General features: G+C 42.0%; 10 protein-coding genes. 6 read left to right on the top strand and 4 right to left on the bottom strand.

Going from position 1 to position 12,881, the window contains the following annotated elements; all coding sequences use genetic code 11:
• Positions 1 to 96 precede the first annotated feature (96 nt).
• Positions 97 to 1,734 carry an FMN-binding glutamate synthase family protein gene (locus tag DC077_RS02640; protein WP_239990204.1) on the bottom strand — a complete coding sequence of 546 codons (1,638 nt, stop codon included), beginning with the start codon at positions 1,732 to 1,734 and terminating at the stop codon, positions 97 to 99.
• A 449-nt stretch (positions 1,735 to 2,183) separates the two neighbouring features.
• Between DC077_RS02640 and DC077_RS02635 the strand changes: the two genes are divergently transcribed.
• From DC077_RS02635 to DC077_RS02625, 3 genes are all read left to right on the top strand, one after another.
• Positions 2,184 to 2,858, top strand: a complete 675-nt coding sequence (locus DC077_RS02635) for a hypothetical protein (protein WP_109201190.1) — start codon at positions 2,184 to 2,186, stop codon at positions 2,856 to 2,858.
• Complete coding sequence (locus DC077_RS02630) at positions 2,855 to 3,421, top strand: regulatory protein RecX (protein ID WP_109201189.1); 567 nt, start codon at positions 2,855 to 2,857, stop codon at positions 3,419 to 3,421. Before DC077_RS02635 ends, DC077_RS02630 begins: the two co-directional genes overlap by 4 nt.
• Positions 3,422 to 3,570: 149 nt before the next feature.
• Positions 3,571 to 6,996, top strand: coding sequence for an FAD-dependent oxidoreductase (locus DC077_RS02625; RefSeq protein WP_109201188.1), 3,426 nt, complete (start codon positions 3,571 to 3,573; stop codon positions 6,994 to 6,996).
• A 266-nt stretch (positions 6,997 to 7,262) separates the two neighbouring features.
• On the opposite strand, the gene DC077_RS02620 is transcribed toward DC077_RS02625, so the two are convergent.
• Complete coding sequence (locus DC077_RS02620) at positions 7,263 to 7,574, bottom strand: YqfO family protein (RefSeq protein WP_109201187.1); 312 nt, start codon at positions 7,572 to 7,574, stop codon at positions 7,263 to 7,265.
• A gap of 199 nt (positions 7,575 to 7,773) precedes the next feature.
• Between DC077_RS02620 and rluA the strand changes: the two genes are divergently transcribed.
• Positions 7,774 to 8,433: a bifunctional tRNA pseudouridine(32) synthase/23S rRNA pseudouridine(746) synthase RluA gene (gene rluA, locus DC077_RS02615; RefSeq protein ID WP_109201186.1), complete on the top strand. Its 660-nt coding sequence runs from the start codon at positions 7,774 to 7,776 to the stop codon at positions 8,431 to 8,433.
• 80 nt (positions 8,434 to 8,513) lie between these two features.
• Here the strand turns inward: rluA and DC077_RS02610 are convergent, their stop codons facing one another.
• Positions 8,514 to 9,701 carry a M20 aminoacylase family protein gene (locus DC077_RS02610; RefSeq protein WP_109201185.1) on the bottom strand — a complete coding sequence of 396 codons (1,188 nt, stop codon included), beginning with the start codon at positions 9,699 to 9,701 and terminating at the stop codon, positions 8,514 to 8,516.
• A 442-nt stretch (positions 9,702 to 10,143) separates the two neighbouring features.
• Here DC077_RS02610 and DC077_RS02605 point away from each other — a divergent pair, with 442 nt between their 5' ends.
• Together DC077_RS02605 and tpx are read left to right on the top strand one after the other, a co-directional pair.
• Positions 10,144 to 11,172, top strand: coding sequence for a PTS sugar transporter subunit IIC (locus DC077_RS02605; protein ID WP_109201184.1), 1,029 nt, complete (start codon positions 10,144 to 10,146; stop codon positions 11,170 to 11,172).
• A gap of 126 nt (positions 11,173 to 11,298) precedes the next feature.
• Positions 11,299 to 11,805 carry a thiol peroxidase gene (gene tpx, locus DC077_RS02600; protein WP_109201183.1) on the top strand — a complete coding sequence of 169 codons (507 nt, stop codon included), beginning with the start codon at positions 11,299 to 11,301 and terminating at the stop codon, positions 11,803 to 11,805.
• 159 nt (positions 11,806 to 11,964) lie between these two features.
• On the opposite strand, the gene DC077_RS02595 is transcribed toward tpx, so the two are convergent.
• Positions 11,965 to 12,795 (bottom strand): alpha/beta hydrolase, encoded by an 831-nt coding sequence (locus DC077_RS02595; RefSeq protein WP_109201182.1) that lies wholly within the window; start codon positions 12,793 to 12,795, stop codon positions 11,965 to 11,967.
• Positions 12,796 to 12,881: the final 86 nt, after the last annotated feature.

Here is a 12,881-nt window from a genome sequence, read left to right as displayed (position 1 = left end):
CGTCTTGTATAGATATCGATTTTATAAGCGTTTTTTATACTTCTATAACGACCTCTGACCGCTATAACTACTTTTACAACTACATTCCTATAAATATTATGCAACTTTAGGAATAATGACTCTTGGCTGGAAAGACTCTGCTTGAGCGATATTCCAGATACTAGAGTAGTAGTTACTATCAATATCTTCTTCTAAGAGAGCTCCTTCAGCAAGATAGTAATGCATGTTAGAGAAAAGACGAATCTCATTCTCTGATGAGCGCATGACAAGATGCTGAGGTAACAGCTTCGAAGGATGGGAGACCCCTGCAGAAGAGAGAATCTCTGACAATGCATGTAACGTATTGTGATGGAAGTTATAGACACGTTCGATCTTATCTTCAACCACTAAAGCTTTTTGACGTAAAGGATCTTGCGTAGCAATACCTGTTGGACAGCTATTGGTATGGCAACTACGAGATTGAATACAGCCGAGTGCAAACATAAAGCCGCGAGCAGAGTTAACCCAATCGGCACCAATCGCTAATGTTCTAGTGATATCAAATGCAGTGATGATCTTACCACTTGCACCGATTCGTATCTTTTTACGTAATCCTGTTCCTACTAAGACATTATGAACAAAGAGTAATCCTTCCTGTAAAGGAGTTCCTATATGGTCAGCAAACTCAATCGGCGCGGAACCAGTTCCCCCCTCTTTACCATCAACAACAATGAAGTCGGGTAGGATTTTGGTGAGTAGCATCGCCTTTGCAATCGCCATAAACTCCCATGGATGACCAACACAGAGCTTAAAACCAACAGGTTTTCCACCACTCAACTCACGAAGTTGTTGAATAAATTGAAGAAGTTCAATCGGGGTTGAGAAAGCGCTATGGTTAGAGGGAGAGATACAATCGCGATCTCTAGGAACGCCTCTTGTTGCCGCAATCTCTTCACTGATTTTATCTTTTGGAAGAACACCACCATGACCAGGTTTTGCACCCTGACTCAATTTAATTTCGATCATTTTGATCTGCGGATCTGCGGCCTGTTTTTCAAACTTTATCGGATCGAAATGGCCATCTTCTGTACGGCAGCCAAAGTAACCAGAACCAAGCTCCCAGATAAGGTCGCCCCCATGTTTGCGATGGTAGGGGCTAATTCCCCCTTCACCGGTATCATGAGCAAAGTTCCCCATTTTGGCGCCCCCATTTAATGATTCAATAGCACGGGCACTCAATGCACCAAAGCTCATCGCCGAGATATTAAGAATCGATGCGGAGTAGGGGTGTTGACAGTCATCCCCACCAATTGTGACACGAAATGTTGCAGGATCTGCAGCTGGAACAGTCGCCATCGAGTGGGTAACAAATTGGAATCCTGGCTCATAAGTATTTTGCAATGTTCCAAATGCTTGTACCGAATCTTGTGCAATATTTTTGGCACGAGCATAGACTAACTTACGCTCAGCATGGGTAAATGGAACTGCATCGTTATCAGACTCAATAAAATATTGACGAATCTCAGAACGGAAATGCTTTAAGATGTAGCGCAAGTTACCAATGATTGGATAATTTTTACGAACAGCATAGGTATTTTGTGATAGGTCAACTATCCCAATAATTGAGAGAATAGCAGTAATGCTGGTTAAGACCCACATTGTCGTACTCTGCTGTGCAAAGAAGAGGCCATACACGGTAAAGGCTAAAACAAAAATAAGGGGTAAGTAACGCCCAAATCGAGCAGCGATATGCATGTCAGGGAGCTCCTATATTAGCTAGGTAATTGGGAAGGTTGAAAGCGTCATTATCATAACGCATTTTAGAATAATAATTTAGAAATTTTTCTCTCTACTTGAGGCTCTATTGTTTGAGTGAAAACCCTCTTTTTAACGCTATTTTACAAAGTAGTTGACCTATTAATAAGTTAATAAGATTATTTGGTAAGTCACTCGGCAAATCATTTTAAATCATTTAGTAAGACAAGCTTTAGTAAGACAAACTGCCAATTTAACTTCAAGACGATTGTGAGTTTTATATTAGCTTTGCGTCTATTTGCGCTTATTTTACTACGAATCTACTACATAAAAGAAGATAAAAAGAGGGATATGTCTTAAACAAATCCCTATATGGAGTAGCTTACCATCAATTTTGATAGAGGTGTAATGATAGATTTTTATCATACTTATTGCGTATAATAATCACTATGAAAAAAAATGAGCTAAATCCGTGGGATGATCACATTGTCCCCCGTAAAAAATTGGATGAGAAGCGGGTTGTTAAGAGTAAATTACGTAATGTTCAGGCTGAAATTGGGCAGTTATCACGTAAACGGAGTGATCTTAACCCTTATCAAGTCTTGACGATCTATCTAAAAAGATCTTTGCAACTGACCTATATTGAACCGTGGTTTCAGGCTTTCTTGCCGCCTCGATTAAAGGGAAAGCTCTTTATCTCCACCATCGGCAAACGTTATTGGGTAATCGGAACTACACGGCCGGAATATCGCATGGCATTTACCTTTTATCAGAAAGAGATTCATAACTCATTGGAGAATCATCTCAATAAGATCTCTAAAAAGCGCTGGAAAATCCCAGGGTTTAGGATCGCTGTGATGCCAGAAAATCCTTACGATAAACTCTACCAGCAGGAGTTAGAAGCCTTGATGGCGATCAAATCGGTGCCGATGAAATCGAAAGAGGAGAAAGCGGCATTTCGGAAGAAACGGCGAGAAGAGCAAGCAGCTAAAGAGGCGGCTGAAGAGAGGCGCCGTAGTGCTGCAAGCCGTATTATTGGTTCAATCTCTGAAGAGCTTGATCAATATCGAAGTAGAAGAGGACGACTCGATCTTCTTTCGATCGGCCCTAAGGAGGAGGAATGAGTAGCGATAAGCGACAAATGATCGAGAAGATGATTGCTGAGAGCCAAAGTAAGCGCGAAGAGCACTCAAAAAAAAGAGTTGTTATTGATGATGAATCGCTATTGATGCACTATCAAAATTTTCATCAAGGTTCGCCTGAGAGAGAGATAGAAGCAGAAAAGGATCTGATGGAGGAGTGGCGCTATTGGCGAGAGCGGGCGATGAATTTTCTCGTGCGGCGTGAGCATAGCGATGTGGAGTTGCGACAAAAACTTCGACAAAGAAGTGTTCCTGAGTGGTTGCTCGATCTCTTAATTACATGGCTTGAAGATCAAGGTTATTTAAGCCTTGAGCGCTTTGCCTATAGTTATGCAAAAAATCGTGCTGATTTAGGGTATGGGCCGATTCGTGTCCGCTATGAGTTGAGTGCAGAGCATCAAATTCCCAATCGCTTTATTAATGAAGCTTTCCGAGAGATCGATTGGGAAAAAGCGGAGAAGGTTGCAGCCCGAAAAATACGTCATACTGATCCCTTTAAATATCGTGCCGCGCTCTATCGGCGGGGATTTAGTAGCGCTGATTGAAGTATTGAGGTGTTTTTTTCACTCACTTGCACAAAATTGTAGAAGGAAGTTTGATCGCTTTTGATCTAACTTCCTCGTTTTATTTAAAAAATGGGTATAATAAGCAAAATTATTTTCAGTTGAATTCAGTTGATTTTAGAGGAATAGAGATGGCATTAGATGAACGATTGCAGCGATATGGCTTGAGCTTTCAAGACCTACAGAAGCGAGAAGGGTTAGTAGAGATTGATACCCTTTATCAGCAAATTCTCCCTGAAGAGACTCTATCGACCCTACTACAGTGGCGTCGTGGAGAAGCAGAATTTACTGCAATTGAAGAGTCTGAATTTCAAATTGAATTAGGTGCTCATCTCAACCGATTTATCGCAGAGCTCTTTCATATTGAGAAGGAGAGTGAAGCATTAATTGATCGCGCAAAGCGTTATGAGCGATTGATGCTCTTTAAAGAGCAATTTATACAGCGAGGTGCTAAACGATACCGTCAAGAGATTGAGGGAACTTTCGCTGAGCATCATGCAGAGCTTCTGAAAAAGATTGGCGTTTCTGATCAAGATCCCGAATTAGAAGCCAAAATTGCAAAATATGCTCTCTCTCTTGATCTAGAAAAGGATGCTGATGAGATCGTTGCGATTCATCAATGGGGTGCTTTAGCAGAGAAAGATCCTGAAGGTGCTGCACGCGTTCAAGATTGGATCACTTTTAAATTTCCTGCCCGTCTCGACTTTGATCATCTAGTTGCCACAGAAGAGCGCTCTTTCCAGGGAATTCCTGTGAGGGTTGGAAGCCGACCACTTCGTAAGCGAGATGGCTTTGATCTGACAGACCAGCGAATGGATCGTTATGGGATCGCAAGTGAGATTGCTTATTGTAAATATTGTCATGATCATGATGGTGATTTTTGTAGTATCGGCTTCCCGGTGAAAAAAGGGGAGCCTGAGCAAGGTTTCCGTAAAAATCCCTTCAATGAGACATTAACAGGTTGCCCATTAGATGAGATGATCTCAGAGATGCAACGATTAGAGAAAGAGGGGCTCTCGATCGGTTCGCTTGCAATCACTATGGTAGAGAATCCTATGGTGCCGGCAACGGGACATCGTATCTGTAATGATTGTATGAAATCGTGTATCTATCAGCGCGCGGAGCCAGTTAATATTCCACAAATTGAGACAGGCGTCTTATCAACAGTATTAGATCTTCCTTATGGGGTCGAGATCTATAACTTATTGGCGCGTTGGAATCCTCTTAAACGTGAAGATTACCTTCCAGCGGAGGAGAATGGCCGTAAAGTATTGGTGGCAGGAATGGGCCCCGCAGGCTTTACCATGACGCACTACCTTTCACAACAAGGCTGTCATGTAGTGGGAATTGATGGATTGAAGATTGAGCCTCTTCCCGCTGAGATCTTAACGCAACCAGTTAGAAATTGGGATGATCTTGAAGAGCGCTTAGGTGATCGTATCCTTGCAGGATTTGGTGGCGTAGCCGAGTATGGAATTACGGTACGTTGGGATAAAAACTTCCTAAAATTGATCTATCTGACTTTGGCACGTCGTCGCAATGTAGAGATCTATGGCGGTGTCCGTTTAGGGGGAACATTAACATTAGAAGATGCTTTCGATCTTGGCTTTGACCATGTATCGCTCGCAGTTGGTGCCGGTCTTCCTAGAGTTTTAAAGATTGATAACTCCTTAGCAAAAGGGATGAAACAAGCCTCTGACTTCTTAATGGCGATGCAGCTAACAGGTGCCGCTAAAGATAGCTCAATTGCTAACTTACAAGTACGTCTTCCGGCAGTTGTTATCGGAGGTGGTTTAACTGCCATCGATACAGCAACAGAGGTTCAAGCCTACTATATTAAGCAGGTAGAGAAGGTGCTTCATCGAGTAGAAATTTTAGGGGAAGAGAAGATCCGTGAGAATCTCTCTCCAGAAGATGATGAGACCTTAACAGAGTTTTTGACTCATGGTCGAGAAGTGCGCGCTGAACGTGAACGTGCAGCAGCTGCCGGCGAAGCGCCAGATTTTAACCCCCTATTGCAGAAGTGGGGTGGTGTAATGATTGCCTATCGGAGAACATTGCAGGAATCTCCAGCTTATACTCTCAACCATGAAGAGGTCACCAAAGCTTTTGAAGAGGGTATCCATTTTGGAGAAGAGCTCAATCCATTAGGCGTTGAGCTTGATCAGCATGGACATGTGAAAGCAATCCGCTTTACCAAATCGGGTGAGGAGGAAGTTGTTGTTCCGGCAAGAGCGGTATTAGTGGCGGCAGGAACTTCTCCAAATACTATTTATGGTACTGAATATCCCGGTTCAATTGAGATCGAAGAGAAGCATCATTTCCAAGGATATGATCTTGATGGCAATCTCGTTCCATATCAATGGGGTACAAATAATAAAGAGGCTTTTGCACCTTTTACCTCTTATCGTCGTGGCGAGAAGCGCGTCTCCTATATTGGTGATACACATCCTGTTTTCAATGGTAATGTGGTTAAAGCAATTGCAAGTGCGAAAAAGTCATCGCGCATTATTATGCAAGCACTCGATCGTCTACCTGAAAATAGTAAGTCTAATAATATTCTCTCTTTAGAGATGAAAGAGGGCTTAACGGCAACGATTCAGTCGATCGATGCCTCTAACCCAACTGTTTGTGAGGTTTGGGTAAAAGCACCTATGGCGGCTAAAAACTTTAAGCCAGGGCAATTTTTCCGGATGCAGACTTTTGAAACAGGAAGCGAAATTGTTGCCGGAACCCGTCTGCAGATTCCGCTTTTAACAGTTTCAGGAACAGGCTCTACAGAAGATGCGATTCGTCTACTGGTCTTCCAATGGGGAACGGGTCAAAGATTGATTCCATCATTAAAACCGGGAGATCAAGTTGTTCTCGCCGGACCTACAGGTGCTCCTACTAAATTACCCTCAGGTAAAACTATTTTAGTAGTGGCAGGGCGCTGGGGCGCAGCGGTGATGCTCGATATCGGCTTTGCTCTTCGAAGTGCCGGCAATAAGGTGATCTATATTGCGGCAATGGGTTCTAAAAATGATGTGGATCATATGGATGAGCTAGAAGAGGGTGCAGATCAAATTATCTGGGCGGTAGGCAAAGGGGATCCTATTGAAGCACGTCGTCCTCAAGATCACTCTGTTGTTGAATGGGATGTGATTAAGCTTATCAAATCGCTCAATGAAGAGGGAATTGTTGATATGGGTGAAGTTGATCGCTTAATGGCGATGGGTTCTACCGGCATGTTAAAAGGTTTCCAAAAAGAGCTCTCTGAAGGTGGATCACTTAAAGATCTCTTTAAAGAGGATCTGCATGTCACCGGAACTATCGGTAGCCCGATGCAATGTATGATGAAAGGGGTATGTGGTCAGTGTCTACAGTGGCAAGTTGATCCTGCAACGGGAGAACGAACTAAAGCGGTCTTTACCTGTTCGCAGCAAGATCAGCCATTAAAAGCTGTAGACTTAGACAACTTAACAGCCCGTACAAGTCAAAATAGATTGCCAGATATTATCTCTTCTCACTGGTTGAGCTATGTTTTAGAAGAGAAGGCAAAAGAAGAGGGTATCTAATAAAGACTTATTGATAATATTCATCGATCATCATGGGTAGCCATCCTGATTGATGACGTTATTAGTCAGATACTAGCCGATACTAGTCAGCTGTTAGAAGAGAGATACTTCATAATCCATTCACTAGCTTATAAAGCTTATAAAGATGATAAAGCTTATTATAGTTAGTCAGTGGAGATGTGAAGATCTCTCTTTTCTCTTGTCTCTTTTTCTCATCTATTCTATTTTTCACGCACCTTCTATTTTGTATTTTTTATTTTGTTAAATCAGAAAGGGAGAAGTTCAATAACATCATAGGCGGGCGTTTCATAAGGATGTGCTGATTTAAGAGCGGCAATTGCATCATGGATATAGGGTTTAGCGACAACAAGTTCCACGCGCCATTCAGGAACCCGTTTTAATTGATCAATCTCTCCAGAGTAGGGGTTGCTGCCGGGAAGTGGTTTAAATTGTCCTTCTCCTAAGACCTGCCATGCACAATGGGAATAGTTGCCAATTTTACCCCCTTTTGCGGCAAAGATTGCTTCTTTGACTGTTTCTAAATGTGTATCAGGAACAAAAAAGAGTAGTTTGTACATTATTTTCTCCAAATTTGTTAAATTCTTTCTTTGTTAAAGTTATTATCGTTAATTATCTCGAATCTAGAGAGGATATCTGCCTCATTAAACTTATTTAGCAGGCTTTTCAATAGTGATATCATCACTAAGTTCGCCATTGATGGCAAGGTGATTCGCTTTGGCATCATTTTGATAGAGATCTAGATCTAGGAGATCTAACATGGAATTTTATTATAATCCCCCCATCGAGCCTTGGTTAAATATTCTCTACCAAGATGAGGAGATTATGGTTGTCGATAAACCGGCAGAGTTGCTCTCTGTTCCTGGAAAAGGAGCTGAGCTTCACGATAGTATTATCACGCGGGTTCAGTGGGAGTTTCCCACTGCCGAGACGGTCCATCGACTAGATATGTCAACAAGCGGTATTTTAGTAATTGCTTTGACGAAAGCTGCGGAGCGAGAGTTGAAACGTCAATTTCGGGAACGAGAGACTTACAAGCGCTATATCGCTGATGTCTTTGGCATTATGGAGGAGGAGGGAGGGATCATTCATCTTCCGCTGATCTGTGACTGGGAGCGTCGGCCTAGACAGATGGTCTGTTTCGAGCGAGGAAAAGAGGCAATCACGGCTTACCAGATCCTCTTTCGTAATCGACAGGAGAATTTTACTCGCGTTTCGCTCAATCCTTTAACGGGACGATCTCATCAATTGCGCGTCCATCTGCTCTCCTTAGGGCATGTGATCTTAGGCGATCGCTTCTATGCTCAAGGTGTAGCATTGCAACAGCGAGCGCGATTAGCGCTTCACGCTTCTGAGTTAAAATTTATTCATCCCTCAACAAAAGAGGCACTCCACTTTAAGGTAGCGCCACCTTTCTAGCCTGTTTTTTTCCAAGTCATAAGCTTTAAGTAAAATCTTTTAACCTATGAGCCTATGAATCTGTGAACCCATAGAATCTATTAGTTGATAGGACAGAAGCGATAGAGAAGATTTACCCAATAGTTAGCAACAATAGGGATTAACTGATCATTGAAGTCATAGTGAGGATTATGAACAGAACAGCCATGCGCACCATCGGTTCCATTCCCTACAAAGAGATAACTTGAGGGAAGCTGTTGAGAGAAAAAGGCAAAATCTTCACTCCCGGTCATTGCTGGAAAGTTAGGAATAATCTTCGCTTCACCATAGCAGTCGATCGCAACTTCTTTAGCAAATTGAGTCTCTTTTACGCTATTGTGAAGGATAGGATAGGCCCGCACATAATTGATCTCTGCCGTTGCACCATAGCTTGCTGCTTGTGATTGAATGAGCTGTTTAATGCGCTCCTCCACTAGATCTTGAACATCGGCATTAAGATTGCGAACAGAGAGCTGAAGGGTGACACTATCTGGAATAACATTGAAAGTTGTTCCCCCATGAATAGATCCAACTGAAATAACGGTCATCTCTAAAGGTGAAACATTACGTGCCACAATCGATTGAAGATTAAGAACAATTGAAGAGGCAACAACAATGGGGTCAATTGTAAAATGGGGCATAGCCGCATGTCCCCCTTTTCCTTGGATCTTCACCGTAACCCGATCTGATGACGCTAATGCTGCACCATCTTTAAATCCAAAGTGACCGAGTGGAAATCCCGGCATATTATGAAATCCAAAGATTGCATCACAGGGAAACTTTTCCAAAGCGCCGGCCTCAATCATCGCTTTTGCGCCACCTAGCTCCTCTTCTGCCGGTTGAAAGAAGAGATTGAGTGTTCCCTTAAAGTGGGGATTCTCCGCAATATATTTTGCAGCAGCAAGGAGAGTTGCAGTATGCCCATCATGGCCACAGGCATGCATAATTCCTTCTCTTTGACTCTTATAGGGAAGTTGATTCTCTTCCTTAATTTTTAATGCATCCATATCTGCACGGATGCCAATCTTCGGTCCATCCCCTTTTTTAAGTTGTCCTACGACACCCGTTTTACCAATTCCTGTTTCGACATGATAGCCCCAGCTTTTTAGAGATTCTGCAACAAGCTTAGCGGTCTCAAATTCCTCAAAACCCAACTCCGGATGTTGATGGATCTGTTGACGAATTTTCATCATCTCTTCCGCAATAGTTTGTAGTCCAGGTAGTAGATGATTGGTATTAAGATGATTCATACGGGCCTCTCTTTATCAGTAGGTAGGAGTGAAGCGAAATAGATCTATCGATAGATATCAATATTAAGATCAACTATATAGTGACATCAATGGTGGTATCAATAGAAAATATTAATGGGAACTTTAATAGAAACATTCATAGGAACGCTAATCAAGATACGTAATAGTGACATTAATAGCGACATTCAATAGCGATATTAATAGAGAGATTATAACAAGCACTTAAAAACTCCCATAATGCTTAATTATGCCTTGTGTATTGCCCGAAGAGATGATTGAGATTGCAGGAGAAAGTTAAATTGAGAGTTGAAATTTTAGGCGATAGGTTCAATATAGAGGGTTGATCGGGGCTTTTGAGGCGGAAGCTTTAGGGCGCTTCGTAATTAGTGCGTCAAAATACGCATGTCAAAAATATATTCATCACAAAATGAGGAGAGAAAAAATGGGCCGTAGTGTACGGGGGTATCTATCAGGCAAAGGGATCACACTATCCCCAAAAGTCTACTTTATCGATGCATTGAGTTATATGGCGTTAGGGCTCTTTTCATCACTCTTGATGGGGCTTATTGTCAAAACATTAGGGCAACAATTAGGGTGGGAATCATTTGTAGAGCTAGGAAGTTTTGCTATGAAACCGGAGATTGTGGGAGGCGCAATTGGAGTGGCAATCGCCGCAAGCTTAAAGGCACCTCCATTAATTCTCTTCTCTGCGGTCTTTGTGGGCGCATTTGGTAATAATATTGGAGGACCTGCGGGAGCCTATGTTTCTGTCCTAATTACCGTTGAATTGACAAAATTGATCTATAAAAGTACAAAGCTCGATATCATTGTTGTCCCCTTTATGGCTTTTTTCGTCGGTTTCTGGATCGCAAAATGGGTTGGTATCCCTATTCATGATCTAATGCGTGGTTTAGGGGATCTTATCAATTGGGCTACAGAGCAACGCCCTTTAGTGATGTCGATCTTAGTGGCAACAGTGATGGGATTAGCATTAACGGCGCCGATCTCTAGTGCGGCACTCTCCTTTATGCTAGGTTTAGATGGTTTTGCCGCTGGGGCTGCAGTTATAGGTTGTAGCGCTCAGATGGTTGGTTTTGCCACAAGTAGCTATCGTGATAATGGTTTTGGCGGTTTAATCGCGCAAGGCGTCGGGACCTCGATGTTACAGATTGCAAATATTATTCGAAAACCTTTAATTTTGATCCCACCGACCGTTGCCGGGATGATAGCGGCGCCCATTGGTGTTGTGCTCTTTAAGATGACCAATAATGCCGCTGGAGCGGGGATGGGAACAAGTGGGTTTGTTGGGCAGTTTATGGCATTTGAATCGATGGGATTCTCTATTACAACGGCTATCTATGTCTTAGTTTGTCACTTCATCTTACCGGCATTTATCTCACTCTTATTAACTTATTGGTTCTATCAGAAGGGCTGGTTAAAGTTAGGCGATATGAAGCTCAACTATGAATAGGAGAATGTAAGGGCAGATTGTCTCTATTTTTGCATGCATTTTAACCAGGGAAATTGTCCCCTTTATAGTGATAGGTGTGCTAGTATGCAGAAAGTATCCATTTAGCAATTGTGCAAGGAGAGATTTATGACAAATAGAACAGGTATTACAATGGGTGGCAATCCTATTACGCTTATCGGTACAGAAGCAGTGGTGGGGGAGAAGGGTACTAATTTTACAGTTGTTGATTTTTCTCTAAAGCCTGTAACGTTAGATGATTTTGCCGGAAAAATTAAGATTATCTCTGTTGTACCTTCGATCGACACCGGCGTTTGTGCTCTTCAGACAAAGAGATTTGAAGCTGAGGCAGCAAAATTAGAAGATACTGTTGTTTTAACGATCTCTGTAGATCTCCCATTTGCTCAAAAACGCTTTGCAGGGGAAAACAGTATTGAAAATAACCATCTTCTATCAGATTATCAAACACATGATTTTGGTGTTGAGTATGGATTTGAAATTGAAGGGTTAGCGCTTCTTTCTCGCGGAATTGTTGTGTTAGATCGTGACAATGTGATCCGTTATGTTGAGTATGTTAAAGAGGTGACAACAGAACCAGACTATGATGCGGCATTAGCTGTTGCTAAATCACTTTAAATCAGAGTGACAAAATATCGTGATAAGGTAGCTTTCTAGCTACCTTTTTTATTTACTTATTTTTTGATGATCTTGCCTCCGTTATGTTCTATATATTGCTCTATAGATTGATTATGAGGAATGAAGAATGAGGAGTGAAAAGCGCTAAAGAGGATTTTCTTAACGGAGTTGGCTAAAAAAGGTCTCTAAAATGGTGTAATGATTACTCGGTAGAATGAGCAGCTCAGCTTGAGCGCCTTCGGCAAATAGTTTTTGATAGTAGCTTAAGCTTTGGTAGATGAGTTCAGGGAGCTCTTCTTGACCTACAATCACTTTTATCTTTTTGCGAAGTGGAGCAGCCTGAAGTTGGGGAGAGAGCGCTTCTATCTCATGGGGCGTTAACTGTAATGCTTGGTTAAGATGAGATTGCGCAATGGGTTGAAGTTGATAGATGCCACTTAATAACCACAATTCATCAACAAGTGGATGATTCGCCTGGAGAGAGGCGAGATGAGCGCCAGCAGAATGCCCTGCTAAAATGGTAGGCTTTGTTAAATCGAGCCGCTTCTCAAGGGTTAAAAAGTAATCTAAAGCGATTTTAATAGCGCGATTAATTTCAGAGAGTGTAGCAGTCGGAGTTAAAGGATACTCTAATAGCAGAAGGTTATAGCCTGCTTGTAAAATGGGTGGAGCGATAAATGCAAAATCAGATTTATGGCACCATTGCCAATAACCGCCATGGATAAAGACAATCGTTCCTAGCGCTTGTTTTGGGGTGAGAAAAAGATCGTAAGTTGTTCGTTCATCTACAGCCGTTTGCAAGGGAGAATCTTGGAAAAGCTCATCTTTCTTCACTTCTTTTTCATCAAGATTATGGAGAGGGTCATTGAGGTAGCTACAGTTAGAGAGGTGCGGTATCGATCGGTAGGTTTCTTGACTTCGTTGATTAAAATCTTCTAAGATCCGCTCTTCATCTGCCACGGTAACGCTATTATCATACTGATTTCTCATAATATTTATTCCCTGTAGTGACCATTTTATCGGAGTATTTTTATCGTTTTTACTATTTTTATCTATTTTATTGCTGATCAGGTTGA

Source organism: Ignatzschineria cameli (assembly GCF_003121895.1).
Classification (GTDB): domain Bacteria; phylum Pseudomonadota; class Gammaproteobacteria; order Cardiobacteriales; family Wohlfahrtiimonadaceae; genus Ignatzschineria; species Ignatzschineria cameli.
The sequence above is the reverse complement of the archived record's forward strand: the minus strand, read 5'-3'. Positions and strand labels throughout refer to the sequence as shown.

Coding starts and splice junctions, on each gene's coding strand:
- DC077_RS02605 (WP_109201184.1), top strand. CDS start 10,144: ATGGGCCGTAGTGTACGGGGGTATCTATCAGGCAAAGGGATCACACTA.
- DC077_RS02640 (WP_239990204.1), bottom strand. CDS start 1,734: ATGCATATCGCTGCTCGATTTGGGCGTTACTTACCCCTTATTTTTGTT.
- DC077_RS02610 (WP_109201185.1), bottom strand. CDS start 9,701: ATGAATCATCTTAATACCAATCATCTACTACCTGGACTACAAACTATT.
- DC077_RS02630 (WP_109201189.1), top strand. CDS start 2,855: ATGAGTAGCGATAAGCGACAAATGATCGAGAAGATGATTGCTGAGAGC.
- DC077_RS02635 (WP_109201190.1), top strand. CDS start 2,184: ATGAAAAAAAATGAGCTAAATCCGTGGGATGATCACATTGTCCCCCGT.
- rluA (WP_109201186.1), top strand. CDS start 7,774: ATGGAATTTTATTATAATCCCCCCATCGAGCCTTGGTTAAATATTCTC.
- tpx (WP_109201183.1), top strand. CDS start 11,299: ATGACAAATAGAACAGGTATTACAATGGGTGGCAATCCTATTACGCTT.
- DC077_RS02625 (WP_109201188.1), top strand. CDS start 3,571: ATGGCATTAGATGAACGATTGCAGCGATATGGCTTGAGCTTTCAAGAC.
- DC077_RS02620 (WP_109201187.1), bottom strand. CDS start 7,574: ATGTACAAACTACTCTTTTTTGTTCCTGATACACATTTAGAAACAGTC.
- DC077_RS02595 (WP_109201182.1), bottom strand. CDS start 12,795: ATGAGAAATCAGTATGATAATAGCGTTACCGTGGCAGATGAAGAGCGG.